Source organism: Pseudomonas sp. 3MA1 (assembly GCF_029237275.1).
Classification (GTDB): domain Bacteria; phylum Pseudomonadota; class Gammaproteobacteria; order Pseudomonadales; family Pseudomonadaceae; genus Aquipseudomonas; species Aquipseudomonas fluorescens_AP.
The window spans coordinates 391,282-412,332 of record NZ_JAACFX010000002.1 but is presented as its reverse complement, the minus strand read 5'-3'; the positions used below and the strand labels follow the sequence as shown (position 1 = coordinate 412,332).

Sequence of the window (21,051 nt, the reverse complement as noted above, 5' to 3'; positions counted from 1 at the left end):
GCGTAAAAGAAGTTACTGAATAGAACGCCTGGCAGTAACTACAAGACACAAAAGTTTCAAGGCAAGTTAAGTGCCACTAGCGCAGCACTTTCAAGTTGAAGGCTTATATATAACCTACCGGCATTTATTTAATTAGATAAATACCGATGGGCTATATACAGAGTTATAAAGAAGCGCCCCGACCGGATGCTGTCAGGGTCGCGGAGCGTAGGCGAACACGTCGGCCCGCATCTGATGGGCGTCCATCCCGGCATTCACCAGCGCGTCCAGGGTGGCGTAGATCATGGCCGGCGAGCCACTGGCATAGACATGCACCGCAGACAGGTCGGTGATGTCCTCGCACACCGCCTCGTGCAGCATGCCGCAGCGTCCCTCCCAGCCGCACAGGTCACTGACCACCTTGTGCAGATACAGGTTGGGCAAGCGCTGCCATTCATCCCAGTGTTCCAGCTGGTAGAAGTCCTCCGGCCGGCGCACGCCCCAATACAGATGCACCGGGTGCTTGAAGCCCTTGGCCCGGCAGTGCTCGATCAGGCTGTGCATCTGCGCCATGCCGGTCCCGGCGGCGATCAGCACCAGCGGACCGTCCGGCAGCTCGGCCAGGTGGGTATCGCCGAACGGCATCTCGATCCGCGCCATGCGCTCGCGTTGCAACTGCTGCATCAGGCTTTGCGCACTGTTTTCGCGCACCAGTACGTGCAACTCCAGATCCCGTCCGCAATGGGGCGCCGACGCCAGGGAGAACGCCGACTTCTCGCCGTTATCCCGCTCCAGCATCAGGTACTGGCCCGCGTGATAGCGCGGTGGCTTGCCGGCCGGAGCCCGCAACCTGACCCGCCAGACATCGCCGCCGACTTCCAGGCATTCAGTGAGCTGACACGACAGGCTGCGCACCGGCAACTCTCCCAGCGCAAGGACGCCATCCCACAGCACGATGCAGTCTTCCAGCGGCTCTGCAATGCAAGTGTAGAACTCGCCGTGATCACGCACATCGCCGGCTTGCTGCACGCTGCCCTCCACCAGCAGCGCCGCACACACATGACAGTTGCCATTGCGACAGCTCTGCGGGCATTCATAGCCCAGGCGCCGCGCCGCATCGAGAATCCGCTCGCCGGGCAGCGTCTCAAGCACTGCTCCGGAGGGCTGCAAGGTTACACGCATCAATCTATTCCTAACTGATTCCAGATGGCATCGATCCGGCGGGTGACCGCCTCATCCTTGACGATGACCCGGCCCCACTCTCGGGTGGTTTCTCCGGGCCACTTGTGGGTGGCATCGAGCCCCATCTTCGACCCCAGGCCGGACACCGGCGAGGCGAAGTCGAGGTAATCGATCGGGGTGTTGTCGATCATCACCGTGTCGCGCTTGGGGTCCATGCGCGTGGTGATGGCCCAGATCACATCGTTCCAGTCCCGGGCATTGATATCGTCGTCGGTGACGATAACGAACTTGGTGTACATGAACTGTCGCAAAAACGACCAGACACCCAGCATCACGCGCTTGGCGTGCCCCGGGTACTGCTTCTTCATGGTCACCACCGCCATGCGGTAGGAGCAGCCTTCGGGCGGCAGGTAGAAGTCGGTGATCTCCGGGAACTGCTTCTGCAGGATCGGCACGAACACTTCGTTCAACGCCACGCCGAGGATCGCCGGCTCATCCGGTGGCCGGCCAGTGTAGGTGCTGTGGTAGATCGGCTTGATGCGATGGGTGATGCGCTCCACGGTGAACACCGGGAAGCTGTCGACTTCGTTGTAGTAGCCGGTGTGGTCGCCATACGGACCTTCATCGGCCATTTCGCCGGGGTGAATCACCCCTTCGAGAATGATTTCGGCGGTGGCCGGAACCTGCAGGTCGTTGCCACGGCACTTCACCAGTTCGGTGCGGTTGCCCCGCAACAGGCCGGCGAAGGCGTATTCGGAGAGGCTGTCCGGCACCGGGGTCACGGCGCCGAGAATGGTTGCCGGGTCCGCCCCCAGGGCCACGGACACCGGGAACGGCTGGCCCGGGTGCTTATCGCACCATTCGCGGTAATCCAGCGCGCCGCCACGGTGGCTCAACCAGCGCATGATCACCTTGTTGCGACCGATCACCTGCTGGCGATAGATGCCCAGGTTCTGCCGGTCCTTGTTCGGGCCCTTGGTCACGGTCAGGCCCCAGGTGATCAGCGGCCCGACGTCGCCGGGCCAGCAGGTCTGTACCGGCAGCATGCCCAGGTCGACGTCGTCGCCCTCGATCACCACTTCCTGGCACACCGCATCCTTGACCACCTTGGGCGCCATGGAAATGATCTTGCGGAAGATCGGCAGCTTGGACCAGGCGTCCTTCAAGCCCTTGGGCGGCTCCGGTTCCTTGAGAAAAGCCAGCAGCTTGCCGATTTCGCGCAGTTCGCTGACGGCTTCGGCGCCCATCCCCAGGGCCACGCGCTCGGGGGTGCCGAACAGGTTGCCGAGCACGGGAATGTCATAGCCGGTGGGGTTTTCAAACAGCAGGGCCGGGCCTTTGGCACGCAAGGTGCGATCGCAGACCTCGGTCATTTCCAGCACTGGGGACACCGGAACCTGGATGCGCTTGAGTTCCGAGCGCTGTTCCAGGCCACTGATAAAGTCGCGCAAGTCGCGATACTGCATGCGTGAGCCTCATTTTCGCCGTGGCATTCGGGGCGGGCAGTTTAGCGCCGAACCCACAGGTTCAGAATAGAGAATGTCAGATAGCAAAAAGCCGGGTTTCCCCGGCTCTTGCTGGCCTGATCGATTTACTTGCGCTTCATCGACAGGAAGAACTCATCGTTGGTCTTGGTCTGTTTCAACTTGTCGACCAGGAACTCGATGGCCGCGACTTCATCCATGGGATGCAGCAGCTTGCGCAGGATCCACATGCGCTGCAGCTCGTCGTCGGCGGTCAGCAGCTCTTCACGGCGGGTGCCGGACTTGTTGATGTTGATGGCCGGGAATACGCGCTTCTCGGCGATACGACGATCCAGGGGCAGTTCCATGTTGCCGGTACCCTTGAACTCTTCGTAGATCACTTCATCCATCTTCGAGCCGGTTTCAACCAGCGCGGTGGCGATGATGGTCAGCGAGCCGCCTTCTTCGATGTTGCGCGCGGCACCGAAGAAACGCTTCGGCTTCTCCAGGGCGTGGGCATCGACACCACCGGTCAGGACCTTGCCGGAGCTCGGGATCACGGTGTTGTAGGCGCGGGCCAGTCGGGTGATGGAGTCCAGCAGGATCACCACGTCCTTCTTGTGCTCGACCAGGCGCTTGGCCTTCTCGATCACCATCTCGGCCACTTGCACGTGACGGGTTGGCGGCTCGTCGAAGGTGGAGGCGACCACTTCGCCGCGCACGGTGCGCTGCATCTCGGTCACTTCTTCCGGACGCTCGTCGATCAACAGCACGATCAGATGAACTTCTGGGTTGTTACGGGTGATGTTCGCGGCGATGTTCTGCAGCATGATGGTCTTGCCCGCCTTCGGCGGAGCAACGATCAGACCACGCTGGCCTTTACCGATCGGCGCGCACAGGTCGATGACACGACCGGTCAAGTCTTCGGTGGAACCGTTGCCGGCTTCCATCTTCATGCGCACGGTCGGGAACAGCGGCGTCAGGTTTTCGAACAGAATCTTGTTCTTGGCGTTCTCGGGGCGGTCGTAGTTGATGGTATCGACCTTGAGCAGCGCGAAGTAACGCTCGCCTTCCTTGGGAGGGCGGATCTTGCCAACGATGGTGTCACCGGTGCGCAAGTTGAAGCGACGGATCTGGCTTGGCGAGACGTAGATATCGTCCGGGCCGGCCAGGTAGGAGGCGTCGGAGGAGCGGAGGAAGCCGAAGCCGTCCTGGAGGATCTCCAGCACGCCATCACCGGAGATTTCCTCACCGCTTTTCGCGTGCTTTTTCAGCAGGGAGAAAATCACGTCCTGCTTGCGCGAACGGGCCATATTTTCTATGCCCATCTGTTCGGCCAATTCGAGCAGTTCGGTAATCGGCTTTTGCTTGAGTTCAGTCAGATTCATATAGGAATGACGTAATCATTTATAGAGGGGGGAAATTAAGCTTTTGGCTTAATGAGGCCGCGCCGCAGAGAAGGCGACAGGATCGCGTACTTATTCGAAAAGGAGAGCGTCGGCGACAGCTTGCAGGGGGCACTGGAGAAACCAGTGCGGGGCCGAATGTAACACCTGAGTTTCGGAGCGTCTAGCCCTCAATTACGAAAAAGCCCCGCATTTTGCGGGGCTTTTCCAGGGCACTGAAATCGACGCTTAGATGTTGGCGTCGAGGAAAGCGGCCAATTGCGACTTGGACAGTGCGCCGACCTTGGTGGCCTCGACGTTGCCGTTCTTGAACAGCATCAGAGTCGGGATACCACGCACGCCGTGCTTGGCCGGGGTTTCCGAGTTTTCGTCGATGTTCAGCTTGGCGACGGTCAGTTTGCCTTTGTAGGTTTCAGCAATTTCGTCCAGAACCGGAGCGATCATTTTGCATGGGCCGCACCACTCAGCCCAGTAGTCGACCAGTACAGCGCCTTCGGCTTTGAGTACGTCGGCCTCGAAGCTGGCGTCGCTGACGTGTTTGATAAGATCGCTGCTCATGGAATTCTCCAGGTTGTAAGCAAAAAAACGTGGCCCATCATATCTGCCCTTCCCGCGTTCAGGAAGCCGGAGATGATTGACTCTCACTATGGTGACCCATGAGTTTGGGTATAGCTCAGCTCAGGAAGATGCGGGGGTGACAAAGGCGATTCCAGTGCGCAGGGCCGCATTGCGCACATGCTCCTGCATGGCCTTTTGCGCCGCTCCGCAAGCGTGCCGGACCAGGGCCCGGAGGATCTTGCGATGCTCTTGCCAGGTTTCCATGGCCCGCTCGGGGCGGATGAACGGTAGCTTCTGACTCTCCAGAAAGATCTCGGCACTGGCGCTGAGGATGCTCAGCATCGCCTGATTGCCGCTGGCCAGGAGGATCTTCTGGTGAAACTCGAAGTCCAGCCGCGCCGCCGCCTCGAAATCCCCGGCCCGCAGCTCACGGCGCATGGCCTGCACATTGTCTTCCAGCACATCCAGCTCATCGGCGGTCAGGGTCACCGCCGCCAGGCCCGCAGCGAACCCCTCCAGGGCATAACGCAACTGAAAGATATCCACCGGCGAGGCCTGGGCGGCGAACGGCCAGCTCAATCCGGCACCGGCAGGCAGGGTTTCCGGCGCCTGGACGAACACCCCCTTGCCCGGCTGCACACTGATCAGCCCCAGGGCACTCAAGGATGACAAGGCCTCGCGCAGCGACGCCCGACTGACCCCCAGTTGCACCGCCAGCTCCCGCTGCGAAGGCAGCGCATCCCCCGGACCGAAGCCCCGTTCGGTGATCAATTGGCGAATGGCTTGCAGGGCCACTTCGGGTACGGCACGGGTGATCGAATTCATGGATTGGCGGCTGACCGGTGCGGGAAAAGCTCCCTTGTAAAGCTATTCGCCGAACCCGGCAAGTCGTGCCCCACGGGGGTTCGGCGCGGCCCCGCGATGCTCGATCCAGGTGCGAAAAGACCTCCAACTGTTCAGACCAGTAAGACCGAAAAACCACTGCAAACCGCGGATCCACGGCCTTTTCCGGGTCTTGGCATGGCCTGTGCTCTATCGCCACACAGCATTCACTTCCCAAGACTTGCGGAGATTCGCCATGACCAAACGCTGTTGCGCCCTGCTCTCTGCCCTGTTCGCCAGCCTGCTGCTGAGCCAGGCCCCGGCCCAGGCCAGCGCCCTGGACGAGGTGATCGCCCGCGGCACCCTCAAGGTGGCCGTGCCCCAGGATTTCCCGCCGTTCGGCTCGGTGGGCCCGGACATGCAGCCCCGCGGCCTGGACATCGACACCGCACGCCTGCTGGCCGAGCAACTCAAGGTCAAGCTGGAGCTGACCCCGGTCAACAGCACCAACCGCATCCCGTTCCTCACCACCGGCAAGGTCGACCTGGTGATTTCCAGCCTCGGCAAGAACCCCGAGCGGGAAAAGGTCATCGACTTCTCGAAAGCCTACGCGCCCTTCTACCTCGCGGTGTTCGGCCCGCCCGACGCGGCCATCGCCAGCCTCGGCGACCTCAAGGGCAAGACCATCAGCGTCACCCGCGGCGCCATCGAGGACATCGAACTGACCGCCGTGGCGCCCCAGGGCGCGACCATCAAGCGCTTCGAGGACAACAACTCGACCATCGCCGCCTACCTCGCCGGCCAGGTCGACCTGATCGCCAGCGGCAACGTGGTGATGGTCGCCATCAGCCAGCGCAACCCGAAACGCATCCCGGCGATGAAGATCAAGCTCAAGGACTCGCCGGTCTACGTCGGGGTGAACAAGAACCAGCCGGAGCTGCTGGACAAGGTCAACCAGATCCTCACGGCCGCCAAGGCCGACGGCGCCCTGGAGAAGAACTCCCAGCAGTGGCTCAAGGAGCCGCTGCCGGCCGACCTTTGACCGCCCGCCCGGAGCTTGAGCATGGCTTATCAGTTCGACTTCCTGCCGGTGCTGGAAAACACCGGCCTGCTGCTGCGCGGCGCGCTGTTCACCCTGGAGCTGACCGCCATCGGCACCTTGCTCGGGGTCAGCCTGGGGATCATCGGCGCCCTGGTGCGGGCCTGGCGGATTCAGCCCCTGGCGACGATCTTCGGCGTCTACGTCGAGCTGATCCGCAACACCCCGTTCCTGGTGCAGCTGTTCTTCATCTTCTTCGGCCTGCCGTCCCTGGGCCTGCAGATTTCCGAGTGGCAGGCGGCGGTGCTGGCCATGGTGATCAACCTCGGCGCCTATTCCACGGAAATCATCCGCGCCGGCATCCAGGCGATTCCCAAGGGCCAGCTGGAAGCCGCCGCGGCCCTGGCCATGAGCCGCTTCGAGGCGTTTCGCCACGTAGTACTGCTACCGGCCCTGGGCAAGGTCTGGCCGGCCCTGTGCAGCCAGATCATCATCGTCATGCTGGGCTCGGCGGTGTGCTCGCAGATCGCCACCGAAGAGCTGAGCTTCGCCGCCAACTTCATCCAGTCGCGCAACTTCCGCGCCTTTGAAACCTACGCCCTGACCACCCTGATCTACCTGTGCATGGCCCTGCTGATCCGCCAGTGGCTGAACTGGATCGGCCAGCGCTACATCCTGAGGAACAGCCGATGAGCGACTTCAGTTTCTGGGACATCCTGCGCAACCTGCTCAGCGGCCTGCAATGGACGCTGCTGCTGTCCCTGGTGGCCTTTGTCGGCGGCGGCCTGATCGGCCTGCTGGTCATGACCCTGCGAATCTCCGACAAGGGCTGGGCCCGCTCCTGCGCCCGCCTCTATATAGAACTGTTCCAGGGCACACCGCTGCTGATGCAGCTGTTCCTGGTGTTCTTCGGCATCGCACTGCTGGGTGTGGATATCTCGCCCTGGCTGGCCGCCGCCATCGTCCTGACTCTGTTCACCAGCGCCTACCTGGCGGAGATCTGGCGCGGTTGCGTCGAGTCGATTCCCCATGGACAGTGGGAAGCCTCGTCGAGCCTGGCGCTCAATTCCTATGAGCAACTGCGCTACGTAATCCTGCCGCAAGCGCTGCGTATCGCCGTGGCGCCCACCGTGGGCTTCTCGGTGCAAGTGGTCAAAGGCACCGCGGTGACCTCGATCATCGGTTTCACCGAGCTGACCAAGACCGGCAGCATGCTGGCCAACGCCACCTTCGAGCCCTTCATGGTCTACGGCCTGGTGGCCCTCGGTTACTTCCTGCTCTGCTACCCCCTGTCCCTCAGTGCCCGCTACCTGGAAAGGAGACTGCATGCCTCTGCTTAGAATTTCCGCCCTGCATAAATACTACGGCGACCACCATGTGCTCAAAGGCATCGACCTGAGCATCGAGGAAGGCCAGGTGGTGGCGATCATCGGACGCAGCGGCTCGGGCAAGAGCACCCTGCTGCGCACCCTCAACGGCCTGGAGTCGATCAACGACGGGGTGATCGAGGTCGACGGCGAATACCTGGACGCCGCCCGCGCCGATCTGCGCAGCCTGCGACAGAAGGTCGGCATGGTGTTCCAGCAGTTCAATCTGTTCCCCCACCTGAGCGTGGGCGAGAACGTGATGCTCGCCCCGCAGGTGGTGCAAAAGGTGCCCAAGGCCCGGGCTGCCGAGCTGGCGCGGCAGATGCTGGCCCGGGTCGGCCTGGCGGAGAAGTTCGATGCGTTTCCAGATCGGCTGTCCGGCGGTCAGCAGCAACGGGTGGCGATCGCCCGGGCCTTGGCGATGTCGCCCAAGGTGCTGCTGTGCGACGAGATCACCTCGGCCCTGGATCCGGAGCTGGTCAATGAAGTGCTCAGCGTGGTGCGCCAGCTGGCCCGGGACGGCATGACCCTGATCATGGTCACCCATGAAATGCGCTTTGCCCGGGAGGTCGGCGACAAACTGGTGTTCATGCACCAGGGCAAGGTCCACGAAGTGGGCGATCCGAAACTACTGTTCGCCAACCCGCAGACCGCCGAACTGGCGAACTTCATCGGCAGCACCGAGCCGGCTTGAGGCGGCTCGTTCGCAACAGCCGGCTGGCCGGCAAACAGCGACAGCATCGCCTGCCACGGGTTTTGTGCGTTGAATCAACGCATTGGACACTGCGCGTTGGCGCAGGCCGTTGATCGTGGCAGGATGGCGAGGTTATCGACCGAGACCCCCAACCATGCCCCAATCCCAAGCCAAGAATCTGTCCCTGATCGCCGCGATCGATCTGGGCTCCAACAGCTTTCACATGGTCGTGGCCAAGGCCCGGAACGGTGAAATCCGCATTCTCGAGCGGCTCGGAGAAAAGGTTCAACTGGCCGCCGGCATCGACGAAGAACGCCAGCTCAACGAAGAATCCATGCAGCGCGGGCTCGACTGCCTCAAGCGCTTCGCCCAACTGATCAACGGCATGCCGCCGGGCACCGTGCGTATCGTCGGCACCAACGCCCTGCGCGAGGCGCGCAACCGTGGCGAGTTCATTCGCCGCGCCGAAGAGATCCTCGGCCACCCGGTGGAGGTCATCTCCGGCCGTGAAGAGGCCCGCCTGATCTACCTCGGGGTGTCCCACACCCTCGCCGATACCCCGGGCAAGCGCCTGGTGGCCGACATCGGCGGCGGCAGTACCGAATTCATCATCGGCCAGCGTTTCGAACCCCTGCTGCGCGAGAGCCTGCAGATGGGTTGCGTGAGCTTTACCCAGCGCTACTTCCGCGACGGCAAGATCACCCCGGCCCGCTACGCCCAGGCCTACACCGCCGCGCGCCTGGAGATCATGAGCATCGAACATGCCCTGCATCGCCTGACCTGGGACGAAGCCATCGGCTCGTCCGGAACCATCCGCGCCATCGGTCTGGCCCTCAAGGCCGGCGGCCAGGGCAGTGGCGAGGTCAACGCCGAGGGCCTGGCCTGGCTCAAGCGCAAGCTGTTCAAGCTGGGGGATGCCGAGAAGATCGACTTCGAAGGCATCAAGCCCGACCGCCGGGCGATCTTCCCGGCGGGCCTGGCGATTCTCGAAGCCATCTTCGATGCCCTGGAACTGCAACGCATGGACCACTGCGAAGGCGCCCTGCGTGAAGGCGTGCTCTACGACCTGCTGGGCCGTCACCACCACGAAGACGTCCGCGAACGCACCCTCAGCTCGCTGATGGAGCGCTACCACGTCGACCTGGAACAGGCCTCGCGCGTCGAGGGCAAGGCCCTGCGCGCCTTCGACCAGGTCGCCGCGGACTGGGACCTGGAAGACGGCGTCTGGCGCGAACTGCTGGGCTGGGCCGCCAAGGTCCACGAAGTGGGCCTGGATATCGCCCACTACCACTACCACAAGCACGGCGCCTACCTGATCGAGCACTCGGACCTGGCCGGCTTCTCCCGGGAAGACCAGCAGATGTTGGCGCTGCTGGTGCGTGGCCACCGCCGCAATATTCCCAAGGAAAAATTCGCCGAGTTCGGCGACGACGGCATCAAGCTGATCCGTCTGTGCGTGCTGCTGCGCTTTGCCATCCTGTTCCACCACATCCGCGGCACCCAGCAGATGCCCCAGGTGAGCCTGCGCGCCAGCGGCGATCAGTTGGACGTGGAGTTCCCGGAACACTGGCTGGATGAAAACCAGCTGACCCAGGCCGATTTCGCCCTGGAAGCCGAATGGCTGACCCGGGTCGGCATCGTGCTCAACGTCCGCTGACCTGCCACGGACCTGCAGGAGCCGGCTTGCCGGCGAACAGGCCCTCAAGCCTTGCAGCGCTCTCTGGGGCGCCTTCGCTGGCAAGCCAGCTCCTACAGCCTCTTGCAAGCCACAATAAAAAGGCCAGCCCGATGATCGGGCTGGCCTTTTTATTAGCTACGACGCTTGAGGCGCTTAGCGCACCGGCAACACCGGGCTGCCAAGACGCTCCAGCAAGGTCGCCTGGGCGCTGCGCGGGTTCTGGTTGCCGGTCGGCGTGTTGCGGATGTAACGGCCGTCGGACTGCAGGCTCCAGCTGTGGGTGTTATCGGTGAGATAGCTTTCCAGCTCTTTCTTGACCCGCAGGATCAGCTTCTTGCCTTCCACCGGGAAGCAGGTCTCGACCCGCTTGTCGAGGTTGCGCTCCATCCAGTCGGCGCTGGAAAGGAACATCTGCTCCTCGCCGCCGTTGAGGAAGTAGAACACCCGGGTATGCTCCAGGAAGCGGCCGATGATCGAACGCACATGGATGTTGTGCGAGACCCCGGCAATCCCCGGACGCAGGCAGCACATGCCACGCACCACCAGATCGATGCGCACGCCGGACTGGCTGGCCTTGTACAACGCGCGGATGATCTTCGGATCGGTCAGCGAGTTGAACTTGGCAATGATGTGCGCCGGCTTGCCGTCCAGGGCGAACTGAGTCTCCCGGGCGATCATGTCGAGCATGCCCTTCTTCAGGGTGAACGGCGCATGCAGCAGCTTCTTCATGCGCAGGGTCTTGCCCATGCCGATCAGCTGGCTGAACAGCTTGCCGACGTCTTCGCACAAGGCGTCGTCGGAGGTCAGCAGGCTGTAGTCGGTGTACAGACGGGCGTTGGCCGCGTGGTAGTTGCCGGTACCCAGGTGCGCATAACGCACGATCTCGCCGGCCTCGCGACGCAAGATCAGCATCATCTTGGCGTGGGTCTTGAAGCCCACCACGCCGTAGATCACCACCGCGCCGGCCGCTTGCAGGCGACTGGCCATCTGCAGGTTGGACTCTTCGTCAAACCGCGCACGCAGTTCGATCACCGCGGTGACTTCCTTGCCGTTGCGCGCCGCGTCCACCAGGGCGTCGACGATCTCCGAGTTGGCGCCACTGCGGTACAGGGTCTGGCGTACCGCCAGCACGTGCGGGTCCTTGGCGGCCTGGCGCAGCAGGTCGACCACCGGGGTGAAGGATTCGAACGGGTGCAGCAGCAGGATGTCCTGCTTGCTGATGACGCTGAAGATGTTCTCGCTGTTCTGCAGCAGCTTGGGGATCTGCGGGGTGAACGGGGTGTATTGCAGTTCCGGGTGGCTGTCCAGGCCGGTAATGCTGAACAGCCGCGTCAGGTTCACCGGGCCATTGACCTGATACAGCTCGGTCTCGTGCAGGTTGAACTGCTTGAGCAGGTAGTCCGACAGGTGTTTGGGGCAGGTGTCGGCTACTTCCAGACGCACCGCGTCACCGTAGCGACGGGAGAACAGCTCGCCGCGCAGGGCGCGGGCCAGGTCTTCGACGTCCTCGGTATCCACCGCCAGGTCGGCGTTACGGGTCAGGCGGAATTGATAGCAGCCTTTCACCTTCATGCCCTGGAACAGGTCATCGGCGTGGGCGTGGATCATCGACGACAGGAACACATAGTTGTCGCCAGGGCCGCCGACTTCTTCCGGCACCTTGATGATCCGCGGCAGCAGGCGCGGCGCCGGGATGATCGCAAGACCCGAATCGCGACCGAAGGCATCGATGCCTTCCAGCTCGACGATGAAGTTCAGGCTCTTGTTCACCAGCAAGGGGAACGGGTGCGTCGGGTCCAGGCCGATGGGGGTGATGATCGGCGCGATCTCGTCGCGGAAGTAGCGGCGTACCCAGGTCTTGAGCTTGGTGGTCCAGTAGCGGCGACGGATGAAGCGGATCTGGTGCTTCTCCAGTTCCGGCAACAGGATGTCATTGAGGATCGCGTACTGGCGGTCGACGTGACCGTGCACCAGCTCGCTGATCCGCGCCAGCGCCTGATGCGGCTGCAAGCCGTCGGCGCCCGCCTGCTCACGGGCGAAGGTGATCTGCTTCTTCAGACCGGCGACGCGGATCTCGAAGAACTCGTCCAGGTTGCTGGAAAAGATCAGCAGGAACTTCAGGCGTTCCAGCAGCGGGTAGGACTCGTCCAGCGCCTGTTCCAGCACGCGGATGTTGAACTGCAACTGCGACAGCTCGCGGTGAATGTACAGGCTGCTGTCATCCAGGTTGGGGATGACAATGGCCGGCGCCGGCGGCGCCTCGGCCACCGCGGGCGCGGGTTCCAGCTCCGGCGGGGTTTCAACCACTGGCTCGACCACCGGCTGAGCGTCTTTTACGGCAACTTCTGAGAGTCCTTCAGTATTCATCGCGTGTTCCTGGGAGGGCTATTTTTGCTCTCGTAACAATTGAGCAGCACGAACGGCAAAGTAAGTCAGGATGCCATCGGCACCTGCACGTTTAAAAGCGGTCAGGGATTCAAGAATAACCCCTTCACCCAACCAGCCATTCTGGATCGCCGCCATGTGCATGGCGTATTCGCCGCTGACCTGATAGACAAAGGTCGGCACCTTGAATTCATCCTTGACCCGAAAAAGGATATCCAGGTACGGCATGCCTGGCTTGACCATGACCATGTCCGCCCCTTCCGCCAGGTCCGCCGCCACTTCATGCAGGGCTTCGTTACCGTTGGCCGGGTCCATCTGGTAGGAGGCCTTGTCGGCCTTGCCCAGGTTCAGCGCCGAACCCACCGCATCACGGAAGGGACCATAGTAGGCGCTGGCGTACTTGGCCGAGTAGGCCATGATCCGCACGTTGACGTGCCCCGCCAGCTCCAGGGCTTCGCGGATCGCCTGGACCCGCCCGTCCATCATGTCCGAAGGCGCCACCACCTGGGCGCCGGCCTCGGCGTGGGACAGGGCCTGACGCACCAGGGCATCGACGGTGATGTCGTTCTGCACGTAGCCGTGTTCGTCGAGAATGCCGTCCTGGCCATGGGTGGTGAACGGGTCGAGGGCCACATCGGTGATCACCCCCAGTGCCGGAAAGCGCTCGCGCAAGGCGCGGGTGGCGCGCTGGGCGATGCCCTCGGGATTCCAGGCTTCGGCCGCATCCAGGGACTTGAGCCCGGCCGGGGTCACCGGAAACAGCGCCAGGGCCGGAATCCCCAACTCGACCCAGTGCGCCGCCTCTTCCAGCAGCAGGTCGATGGTCAGGCGCTCGACGCCGGGCATCGACGCCACCGCCTCGCGACAGTTCTCACCGTCAAGCACGAATACCGGCAGGATCAGGTCATCGACGCTCAGGCGGTTTTCACGCACCAGGCGGCGAGAGAATTCATCGCGACGGTTACGCCGCAGACGAGTGGCTGGGAACAGGCGGCTGGCAGGGGTAAAGCTCACGGCGGACTCCAGGGCCCGCGCGGGCGGGCGAGCGGAACAGTTATAAGCGGGCATTATGACGAACAGATGACAGTTGTGCTCAAGCCGTTGACCGGCAGCAACACTCATTGTTATTGGCGCAATTGTTCACGTCGAGACACATTTCGATACTTTCCCGAACGTCGTCGAAGGGGTAGGCTGCGCGTTCATTTCGCCAGCATCCAGACAATGCTCCAACAATTTCTTCAGGATTTCGGCTACTTCGCCCTCTTTCTCGGCACGTTTTTCGAAGGTGAAACCATTCTGGTTCTTGCCGGGTTTCTTGCGTTCCGCGAGTACATGGATATCAAGCTGGTGATGATCGTCGCCTTCCTCGGCAGCTACGCCGGTGACCAGCTGTGGTACTTCCTGGGGCGCAAGCATGGCCGCAAGCTGCTGGCGCGCAAGCCGCGCTGGCAAATGATGGGCGATCGGGCGCTGGAGCATATCCGCAAGCATCCGGATATCTGGGTGCTGAGCTTCCGCTTCGTCTATGGCCTGCGCACCGTGATGCCGGTGGCCATTGGCCTGTCCGGCTATCCGCCGGGCCGCTATCTGCTGCTCAACGGCATTGGCGCGGCCGTCTGGGCCGTGGCCCTGGCCCAGGCCGCCTACCATTTCGGCGCGGTCATGGAAGGCATGCTCGGCAGTATCAAGAAGTACGAACTGTGGGTCCTGGGCGCCCTGCTGGTGCTGGGCTTCGGCCTGTGGTTGCGCCGGCGTTTCAAGAACGCCCGCCTGGCCAAGCAGGTCTACGAGGCCGAACAAGCCGCCGCGCAGGACAAGACCAAGGCTTCGACCACACCGGTGGAGTGACACGCCCGTCCTTTGGCATGCTGTCGGCACCCTTAACCTGGAGAAACAACCATGAGCAAAAAAGTTGCAGTGATCCTTTCCGGTTGCGGCGTGTTCGACGGTGCCGAGATCCACGAGAGCGTGATCACCCTGCTGCGCCTCGACCAGCGTGGTGCCCAGGTGCAGTGCTTTGCCCCGAACATCCCGCAGATGCATGTGCTCAACCACCTGACCGGTGAAACCATGGCCGAAACCCGCAACGTGCTGGTGGAATCGGCGCGCATTGCCCGTGGCCAGGTCAAGGACCTGCGTGAAGCCAGCGTCGACGATTTCGACGCGCTGATCATTCCCGGCGGCTTTGGCGCTGCCAAGAATCTGTCCAGCTTCGCCACCGAAGGTGCGGCCTGCACGGTCCAGGCCGACGTCCTGGCCCTGGCCGAAGCCTTTGCCGAAGCCGGCAAGCCGGTAGGCCTGATGTGCATCGCCCCGGCCCTGGCGGCGAAGATCTACGGTCCGGGCGTGACCTGCACCATCGGCAACGATGCCGACACCGCCGCGGCCCTGGGCAAGATGGGCGCCAGCCACGCCGAATGCGCGGTGGGCGACATCGTCGAAGACACCGCGCGCAAGCTGGTGAGCACACCGGCCTACATGCTGGCGCAATCGATCAGCGAAGCCGCCTCGGGCATCAACAAACTGGTGGACCGGGTGCTGGAACTGACCCACGAAGGCGAATAACCGCCCCGCCACAAGGACAACCTCCTGTGGCGAGGACAGGGGGTCAAACCGGGCCGCGAAGCGGCCGCACACCGGGATACACCACTGCAGCCGGCTCCCCGCCGGCTGCACACAGCCAAAGGATTGCCCGGCACATCAGGCCCTTCAGGCCTGACGCGACAGCCGGGTCAGAATCCGATCCAGCGCATTGGCAAATGCCTGCTTCTCCCGATCGCCATAGGGCGCCTGCCCGCCGCTGACCTGCCCCTGCTCCCGCAGATCGGTAAACAGATTACGCACCGCCAGGCGCTCGCCCATGTTCTGCGCGTCGAACTCCTTGCCCCGCGGGTCCAGGGCGGCCACGCCCTTCTTCACCAGGCGGTCGGCCAGCGGCACATCGCTGCAGATCACCAATTCGCCCGGCACCGCGTGCTCCACCAGGTAATCGTCGGCGGCATCCGGGCCGCTGGGCACCACGATCAACCGGACGCAGGCAAACGCCGGCTTGATCTGCGCCTGCCCGGCCACCAGCACCACCTCGAACTGGCGCTTCAAGGCAAAGCGCACCACCTGCTCCTTGGCCGCCTTGGGGCAAGCGTCGGCATCGATCCACACACGCATCGAGTGTTCTCCTTCCAGAATGCAAAACGGGCAAGCCACCCCGTGCAGGAGCGGCTTGCCCGCGATCAACCGCGCAGCGTCAAGAAGCCTGCAAGCGCCGCTTCTCACTCAGGCGACTGCGACTATAAAGCACCACGATCGCCAGGATGGCCACCGCCTGGGCCCCCAGCGAGTAAGCGTCGGCGTGAATCCCCAGCCAGTCGAAGTCGAAGAACGGCACTGGCCGGGTGCCGAAGATACCGGCTTCCTGCAAGGCCTTGACCCCGTGCCCGGCAAACACCACCGACAAGGCGCAGAGCAACGCCGCGTTGATGCCGAAGAACAGGGCCAGGGGCAGCTTGGCCGAACCCCGCAGGATCACCCAGGCCAGGCCCACCAGCAGCACCAGGGCGGTGGCGCCACCGGCCAGCACCGCGTTGTGTCCGGCGGGGCCGGCCTGCAGCCACAGGGTTTCGTAGAACAGGATCACCTCGAACAGCTCGCGATACACCGAGAAGAACGCCAGCACGGCAAAGCCGAAACGCCCGCCGCCGCCCACCAGGCTGCTCTTGATGTAGTCCTGCCAGGCCGCCGCATGCCGGCGATCATGCATCCACACCCCGAGCCACAGCACCATGACGCTGGCGAACAGCGCGGTAGCGCCTTCCAGCAGCTCGCGCTGGGAACCGCTGACGTCGATCACGTAAGCCGCCAGAGCCCAGGTGCCCAGGCCCGCCAGCAACGCCAGGCCCCAGCCGACGTTGACGCTGCGCACCGCCGATTGCTGGCCGGTGTTACGCAGGAAGGCGAGGATGGCCGCCAGCACCAGGATCGCTTCCAGGCCTTCGCGCAGCAGGATCAGCAAGCCGGAGATAAAGCTCAGCGACCAGCTCAGGCTGTCGCCGCCCAGAAGCCCGGCAGACTCCTTGAGCTTGGCCTTGGCCGCGTCCAGGCGCTGCTCGGCCTGAGCCACCGGCAAGCCGTCCTGCAACGACTGACGGTAGGCCATCAGGGCCTTTTCCGTGTCCTTGCGCACCGTGGCATCGACGTTGTCCAGGGAGCTTTCCACCAGCTCGAAACCTTCCAGGTACGCCGCTACCGACAGGTCATAGGCCTGTTCATGATCGCCGTTGCGATAGGCCGCAAGACTCTTGTCCAGGGTCGAGGCGGTGTAGTCCAGCAACTGCCCCGGACCCCGCTTGACCTGAGGCGGCTGCGCCCGCTGGGCGCGGAAGGTGGCGGCGGCCTGCGGGCCTTGGGCGGCCAGGACTTCGGCGGGCGTCTGCCGGGCCAGGTCGGCCAGGTTGAAGCCTTGCTCGCCCTTGGCCGCCGCCGGATCGGCGCTGAACCCGGCGATGTAAGTGGCCAGGTCCCAACGTTGGCGGTCATCCAGCTGATCGGCAAAGGCCGGCATGTCCGTGCCTTCAACACCCAGCCCCAGGGTGTTGTAGACCGCGTACAGGCTCAGGCGATCAAGACGCTCGGCATCCCGCAGATTGGCCGGTGGCGGAGTCATGCCAACGCCGGCCGGACCATCGCCGGCGCCTTTTTCGCCGTGGCACACCGAGCAGTGCTGGGCATACAGCGGCGCACCGCGGCTCGGGTCCGGGGTAATGACCGGCGCCTGGCTGACCTCATAGGCCACCGCCAGCTTGGCTCCCATCTGCCGCGCCAGACGGGCCACCTGAGCCCCCTCGAGCCGATCCTCCACCGCCTTGCGCAAAGCGGCGATGCCCTGCTCCAGCTCGGCCTTCTCCGGTTTGGCCGGCAGCTCGGCGATCAGCCCTTGCAAGACCCCGAGAAACTCCAGCTGTTCGCGGTATTCGGACTCGTCGATGACCTTGCCGGCTTCAACCGTGGGCGGGTAATCGGCGCCGATGTAATCCAGCAGATGCAAGGCCTTGGGCGCGCCATCGACGGTATCGGCCAGCAGGTTGAAGCTGCAGAGCGCGAGTACCGGCAGCACCAGCAATGCCAGTAAACGGGAAGGGCCAGTCATGAACGAATCTCAAATGGAAATACGAAGTAACATATTGTTCACTCCCAATGAGTTTCACTCAAGGCTTATCCGTCTGTTGAAACATTTCCGCTGACCAGCGCCTGCCCAACGGCGCCCAACTGCCGGCCACGCGACAGGCGCTCCGCATCCGCCACCAGGCCCGATAGCCCTTCCCTGCCCACTGTCTGCCCCTGATAATGCGCCACCTCTTGCAGGTCACGTTCAGGGAAGAACCACCATCTATGACCCGCTGCCTTATCTCCTTGCTGCTGTCGATCCTGCTGCTGAGCGGCTGTTCGATCTTTCGCAACTACGATCTGGAACTGCAACAGACCAACCAGCAACTGCAAGCTGGCAACGTCGACGGCGCCCTGGAGCTGCTGGAACAGCACAATCCCTGGCAAGACAAGGACCTGCTCTATTACTTCGAGAAAGGCGAACTGCTGCGGGCCAAGGGCGACCTGATCGGCAGCCAGCTGGCCTGGCGCCGGGCCGACCGGGTGCTGTTCACCTGGGAAGAGTCGGTGAAGTTCGACAGCGCCAAGTACCTGGCCCAGTTCGGCAGCTACCTGATCAACGACAAGGTCCGACGCTACGAGGGCTACGACTACGAAAAGGTCATGCTGACCACCCAGATGGCGATCAACCACCTGGCCCTGCAGGACTTCGACGGCGCGCGCATCGAGATCAAGAAGACCCACGAGCGCGAGGCGCTGATCGCCGAGTTGCGGGACAAGCAGTACCTGCAGCTCGAAGAACAGGCCCACAACCAGGGCATCAACGTGCGCTACCAGGATTTGCACGGTTATCCGGTGGCGACCCTGGACGCCCCCGAAGTGCTGGAGCTGAAGAACAGCTACCAGAGCGCCTTCAGCCATTACCTGGCCGGCTACCTCTACGAAGCGCTGGGCGAACGGGGCCTGGCCGCTGCCGGTTATCGCCAGGCAATCGAGCTGCGCCCCCATACGCCGTTGCTGGAACAAGCCCTGCGCAGCCTTGATCGCCCCACCGCCAAGGCCGATGAAAGCGACGTGCTGATCATCGTGCAGAACGGCCTGGCGCCGGCCCGAGGCTCGGTGCAGTTGCCGGTCACCGTGGAGATCGAGGGCCAGCCGATCCCGACCCTGGTGTCGTTCCCGATCATGCTCGCCGACACTTCGACCCGCCCGGTGGAACAGCTCAGCGTGAATGGTCGCAAACAGCCGCTGACCGCCCTCAACAGCGTCAGCGCCATGTCGCGCCGGGCCCTGCGCGACGACATGCCCGGGATCATCCTGCGCACCACCTACCGCGCCCAGTCCTACGCCGCCTTCCAGGCCCAGCAATTGAAGAAGGACCCGCAGCGGGCCAAGGAGAAACAGCGGCTCAACGTGCTGATCGAGGACGCCGACACCCGCACCTGGCGCACCCTGCCGGACACCACCCTGGTAGCCCGTCTGCGCCTGAAGAAAGGCCAGCACCGGCTGGCCCTGGGCAAGAGCGCGCAATTGCCCTTCAGGCTGGACCAGCGCTTCCAGGTCATCAGCCTGCGCAGAGTGGGCGACCAGTTGTTCGTCATCGCCCCCGCGCCGGAGGAACGATCGCCGCTGGCCGCCCTGTTCGGTGGTTAATGCGCAGCGGCTCACATAGTGGCTAACAACTATCAATCTGACCCTAAAAAGCCATTACACCACCCAAAACCACGTCTATAATGCCGCGCCCTCGTTATCGCGAAATGGCATTTAAGCTCCTCTTTTTATGAGGAATTGGCAGGATCGCCAGCGCTCCTGCCAGTGGGTTCGTCCAGCCCGACCCGCACGCCCGGCTGTCTCATTCAGGGAAGAAGAAGTACCCATGGCATCCCGCGCCCTCACCACGATTGCCCTCGGCGCAGTCACTTTGCTTGCAGGCTGTTCGGCCTTGCGCAGCTACGACAGCGAACTGCAGGAAACCAACCAGCAACTGCGCGCCGGCAACCTCGATGCCGCCCTGACCCTGCTGGAAAAGAACAACCAGGGTGAAGACAAGGACCTGCTCTACTACTTCGAAAAGGGCGAGTTGCTGCGGGCCAAGGGTGACCTCAATGGCAGCCAGGCCGCCTGGGGCCATGCCGATCAGGTGGTGGCCAGCTGGGAAGATTCGGTCAAGCTCGACACCGACAAGTACCTGGCCCAGTTCGGCAGCTTCCTGGTCAACGACAAGGTCCGCCGCTACGAAGGCTATGACTACGAAAAGGTCATGCTGACCACCCAGATGGCCATGAACCTGCTGGCTGGCAATGACTTCGACGGCGCCCGCATGGCGATCAAGAAGACCCACGAGCGCGAAGCGGTGATCGCCGAACTGCGCGACAAGGAATACCTCAAGCGCGAGGACGAAGCCGAGAAGCAAGGGATCAAGACCGAATACAAGGACCTCAAGGGCTACCCGGTGGAAGCCCTTGACGCCCCGGACGTGGTCAACCTGAAAAACAGCTACCAGAGCGCCTTCAGCCACTACCTGGCCGGCTTCGTCTACGAAGCCCTGGGCGAGAAGGACCTGGCCGCCCCCGGTTACCGCAAGGCTGCCGAACTGCGCCCCAACACCCCGCTGCTGGAACAGGCCCTGCTGAACCTGGACGCCCCCGTGGAACCGGTGAAAATCGAAGCCCCGGGCAAGTCTTCGGCCAAGTCCAAGCGCAAGGCTGCGGCCAAGGCCCCCGCCAAGGCGCCGGTGGTACCAGCCCTGGCGGCGGATGAAAGCGACGTGCTGATCGTGGTACAGAGCGGCCTGGCCCCGGCCCGCGACTCGGTGCGCATTCCTCTGCCGCTGCCGATCAAAGACCATCTGGTGATCACCCCGCTGTCGTTCCCGGTGATCAAGGCCGACACCTCGACCCAGACCTTTGCCCAGATCGGCATCGACGGCCAGCAACACAACCTGACCCTGCTCAACAGCACCACCGCCATGTCGCGCCGCGCCCTGCGCGACGACATGCCGGGGATCATCCTGCGCACCACGGTGCGTGCCGTGACCCGTGGCGTGGCGCAAAAGAACCTCAACGAAGTCAACCCGCTGGCCGGTCTGGCCGTGGGCCTGGCTTCGGCGGTGACCGAAGGCGCCGATACCCGTACCTGGCGCACCCTGCCGGACAACACCCAGGTGACGCGCCTGCGCCTCAAGCAGGGCGAACACAGCCTGAGCCTGCCCAACGCCCTGGGCGGCACCCAGGTGCAGGTCAAGATTGACCAGCGCTACCAGGTGATCGCCCTGCGGGTGGTCGGCAACCAGGTGTTCAGCAGCGGCCTGGCCGCCCATGTCATCCCGAACAACGCCGGCCAGAACATGGCCAGCAACCAACGTCCTTGAGCGGAGCC

At 63.3% G+C, this 21,051-nt stretch carries 18 protein-coding genes; 9 read left to right on the top strand and 9 right to left on the bottom strand.

The genetic code is table 11. The features are described from left to right. Positions 1 to 192: 192 nt before the first annotated feature. From GWQ44_RS07025 to GWQ44_RS07005, 5 genes are all read right to left on the bottom strand, one after another. Positions 193 to 1,161: a CDP-6-deoxy-delta-3,4-glucoseen reductase gene (locus GWQ44_RS07025; RefSeq protein ID WP_016967178.1), complete on the bottom strand. Its 969-nt coding sequence runs from the start codon at positions 1,159 to 1,161 to the stop codon at positions 193 to 195. After that, entirely contained in the window at positions 1,161 to 2,627 is a 1,467-nt protein-coding gene (ubiD, locus tag GWQ44_RS07020) for a 4-hydroxy-3-polyprenylbenzoate decarboxylase (RefSeq protein ID WP_016967177.1), read from the bottom strand. The genes GWQ44_RS07025 and ubiD overlap by 1 nt, the downstream gene beginning before the upstream one ends. A 125-nt stretch (positions 2,628 to 2,752) precedes the next feature. Beyond that, the gene (rho, locus tag GWQ44_RS07015) at positions 2,753 to 4,012 is read right to left on the bottom strand and encodes a transcription termination factor Rho (RefSeq protein ID WP_016967176.1); all 1,260 of its coding nucleotides are present in this window, start codon (positions 4,010 to 4,012) and stop codon (positions 2,753 to 2,755) included. 246 nt (positions 4,013 to 4,258) lie between these two features. Further along, the gene (gene trxA, locus GWQ44_RS07010) at positions 4,259 to 4,588 is read right to left on the bottom strand and encodes a thioredoxin TrxA (protein ID WP_016967174.1); all 330 of its coding nucleotides are present in this window, start codon (positions 4,586 to 4,588) and stop codon (positions 4,259 to 4,261) included. A gap of 120 nt (positions 4,589 to 4,708) precedes the next feature. Beyond that, positions 4,709 to 5,413: a FadR/GntR family transcriptional regulator gene (locus GWQ44_RS07005; protein ID WP_016967173.1), complete on the bottom strand. Its 705-nt coding sequence runs from the start codon at positions 5,411 to 5,413 to the stop codon at positions 4,709 to 4,711. Positions 5,414 to 5,666: 253 nt separating this feature from the next. Here GWQ44_RS07005 and GWQ44_RS07000 point away from each other — a divergent pair, with 253 nt between their 5' ends. The 5 genes from GWQ44_RS07000 to ppx all read left to right on the top strand — a co-directional run bounded on the left by GWQ44_RS07000 (position 5,667) and on the right by ppx (position 10,167). Then, the gene (locus GWQ44_RS07000; RefSeq protein ID WP_047306575.1) at positions 5,667 to 6,452 is read left to right on the top strand and encodes a transporter substrate-binding domain-containing protein; all 786 of its coding nucleotides are present in this window, start codon (positions 5,667 to 5,669) and stop codon (positions 6,450 to 6,452) included. A gap of 21 nt (positions 6,453 to 6,473) precedes the next feature. After that, positions 6,474 to 7,142, top strand: a complete 669-nt coding sequence (locus GWQ44_RS06995; protein WP_103740741.1) for an amino acid ABC transporter permease — start codon at positions 6,474 to 6,476, stop codon at positions 7,140 to 7,142. Continuing rightward, positions 7,139 to 7,789: an amino acid ABC transporter permease gene (locus GWQ44_RS06990; RefSeq protein WP_275926942.1), complete on the top strand. Its 651-nt coding sequence runs from the start codon at positions 7,139 to 7,141 to the stop codon at positions 7,787 to 7,789. Before GWQ44_RS06995 ends, GWQ44_RS06990 begins: the two co-directional genes overlap by 4 nt. Continuing rightward, entirely contained in the window at positions 7,776 to 8,510 is a 735-nt protein-coding gene (locus GWQ44_RS06985; RefSeq protein WP_016967170.1) for an amino acid ABC transporter ATP-binding protein, read from the top strand. The genes GWQ44_RS06990 and GWQ44_RS06985 overlap by 14 nt, the downstream gene beginning before the upstream one ends. 154 nt (positions 8,511 to 8,664) lie before the next feature. Next, entirely contained in the window at positions 8,665 to 10,167 is a 1,503-nt protein-coding gene (ppx, locus tag GWQ44_RS06980) for an exopolyphosphatase (RefSeq protein WP_047306578.1), read from the top strand. Between the two features lie 174 nt (positions 10,168 to 10,341). Here the strand turns inward: ppx and ppk1 are convergent, their stop codons facing one another. Then, the gene (gene ppk1 / locus GWQ44_RS06975) at positions 10,342 to 12,555 is read right to left on the bottom strand and encodes a polyphosphate kinase 1 (RefSeq protein ID WP_016965639.1); all 2,214 of its coding nucleotides are present in this window, start codon (positions 12,553 to 12,555) and stop codon (positions 10,342 to 10,344) included. 18 nt (positions 12,556 to 12,573) lie between these two features. Further along, the gene (gene hemB, locus GWQ44_RS06970) at positions 12,574 to 13,587 is read right to left on the bottom strand and encodes a porphobilinogen synthase (protein WP_275926941.1); all 1,014 of its coding nucleotides are present in this window, start codon (positions 13,585 to 13,587) and stop codon (positions 12,574 to 12,576) included. A 207-nt stretch (positions 13,588 to 13,794) separates the two neighbouring features. On the opposite strand from hemB, the gene GWQ44_RS06965 reads away from it, so the two are divergent. Both GWQ44_RS06965 and elbB read left to right on the top strand, forming a co-directional pair. Further along, complete coding sequence (locus GWQ44_RS06965; RefSeq protein ID WP_016965640.1) at positions 13,795 to 14,421, top strand: DedA family protein; 627 nt, start codon at positions 13,795 to 13,797, stop codon at positions 14,419 to 14,421. 51 nt (positions 14,422 to 14,472) lie between these two features. Then, positions 14,473 to 15,138 carry an isoprenoid biosynthesis glyoxalase ElbB gene (elbB, locus tag GWQ44_RS06960; RefSeq protein ID WP_275926940.1) on the top strand — a complete coding sequence of 222 codons (666 nt, stop codon included), beginning with the start codon at positions 14,473 to 14,475 and terminating at the stop codon, positions 15,136 to 15,138. A gap of 144 nt (positions 15,139 to 15,282) precedes the next feature. Here the strand turns inward: elbB and GWQ44_RS06955 are convergent, their stop codons facing one another. Both GWQ44_RS06955 and GWQ44_RS06950 read right to left on the bottom strand, forming a co-directional pair. Further along, positions 15,283 to 15,738 (bottom strand): YaiI/YqxD family protein, encoded by a 456-nt coding sequence (locus GWQ44_RS06955; RefSeq protein WP_016965642.1) that lies wholly within the window; start codon positions 15,736 to 15,738, stop codon positions 15,283 to 15,285. A gap of 79 nt (positions 15,739 to 15,817) precedes the next feature. Then, entirely contained in the window at positions 15,818 to 17,716 is a 1,899-nt protein-coding gene (locus tag GWQ44_RS06950) for a cytochrome c/FTR1 family iron permease (protein WP_275926939.1), read from the bottom strand. A 242-nt stretch (positions 17,717 to 17,958) separates the two neighbouring features. On the opposite strand from GWQ44_RS06950, the gene GWQ44_RS06945 reads away from it, so the two are divergent. Both GWQ44_RS06945 and GWQ44_RS06940 read left to right on the top strand, forming a co-directional pair. After that, complete coding sequence (locus GWQ44_RS06945) at positions 17,959 to 19,326, top strand: hypothetical protein (protein ID WP_275926938.1); 1,368 nt, start codon at positions 17,959 to 17,961, stop codon at positions 19,324 to 19,326. Positions 19,327 to 19,549: 223 nt separating this feature from the next. Beyond that, positions 19,550 to 21,043: a hypothetical protein gene (locus tag GWQ44_RS06940; RefSeq protein WP_275926937.1), complete on the top strand. Its 1,494-nt coding sequence runs from the start codon at positions 19,550 to 19,552 to the stop codon at positions 21,041 to 21,043. The last annotated feature ends 8 nt before the right edge of the window (positions 21,044 to 21,051 follow it).

What these genes read in the sequence shown, in the direction of transcription:
- GWQ44_RS06955 (WP_016965642.1), bottom strand. Translation starts at nt 15,738, where the DNA reads ATGCGTGTGTGGATCGATGCCGACGCTTGCCCCAAGGCGGCCAAGGAG.
- ubiD (WP_016967177.1), bottom strand. Translation starts at nt 2,627, where the DNA reads ATGCAGTATCGCGACTTGCGCGACTTTATCAGTGGCCTGGAACAGCGC.
- trxA (WP_016967174.1), bottom strand. Translation starts at nt 4,588, where the DNA reads ATGAGCAGCGATCTTATCAAACACGTCAGCGACGCCAGCTTCGAGGCC.
- ppk1 (WP_016965639.1), bottom strand. Translation starts at nt 12,555, where the DNA reads ATGAATACTGAAGGACTCTCAGAAGTTGCCGTAAAAGACGCTCAGCCG.
- GWQ44_RS06950 (WP_275926939.1), bottom strand. Translation starts at nt 17,716, where the DNA reads ATGACTGGCCCTTCCCGTTTACTGGCATTGCTGGTGCTGCCGGTACTC.
- GWQ44_RS06945 (WP_275926938.1), top strand. Translation starts at nt 17,959, where the DNA reads ATGACCCGCTGCCTTATCTCCTTGCTGCTGTCGATCCTGCTGCTGAGC.
- GWQ44_RS06985 (WP_016967170.1), top strand. Translation starts at nt 7,776, where the DNA reads ATGCCTCTGCTTAGAATTTCCGCCCTGCATAAATACTACGGCGACCAC.
- GWQ44_RS07000 (WP_047306575.1), top strand. Translation starts at nt 5,667, where the DNA reads ATGACCAAACGCTGTTGCGCCCTGCTCTCTGCCCTGTTCGCCAGCCTG.
- GWQ44_RS06995 (WP_103740741.1), top strand. Translation starts at nt 6,474, where the DNA reads ATGGCTTATCAGTTCGACTTCCTGCCGGTGCTGGAAAACACCGGCCTG.
- GWQ44_RS06965 (WP_016965640.1), top strand. Translation starts at nt 13,795, where the DNA reads ATGCTCCAACAATTTCTTCAGGATTTCGGCTACTTCGCCCTCTTTCTC.
- rho (WP_016967176.1), bottom strand. Translation starts at nt 4,012, where the DNA reads ATGAATCTGACTGAACTCAAGCAAAAGCCGATTACCGAACTGCTCGAA.
- GWQ44_RS06990 (WP_275926942.1), top strand. Translation starts at nt 7,139, where the DNA reads ATGAGCGACTTCAGTTTCTGGGACATCCTGCGCAACCTGCTCAGCGGC.
- GWQ44_RS06940 (WP_275926937.1), top strand. Translation starts at nt 19,550, where the DNA reads ATGGCATCCCGCGCCCTCACCACGATTGCCCTCGGCGCAGTCACTTTG.
- elbB (WP_275926940.1), top strand. Translation starts at nt 14,473, where the DNA reads ATGAGCAAAAAAGTTGCAGTGATCCTTTCCGGTTGCGGCGTGTTCGAC.
- GWQ44_RS07005 (WP_016967173.1), bottom strand. Translation starts at nt 5,413, where the DNA reads ATGAATTCGATCACCCGTGCCGTACCCGAAGTGGCCCTGCAAGCCATT.
- ppx (WP_047306578.1), top strand. Translation starts at nt 8,665, where the DNA reads ATGCCCCAATCCCAAGCCAAGAATCTGTCCCTGATCGCCGCGATCGAT.
- GWQ44_RS07025 (WP_016967178.1), bottom strand. Translation starts at nt 1,161, where the DNA reads ATGCGTGTAACCTTGCAGCCCTCCGGAGCAGTGCTTGAGACGCTGCCC.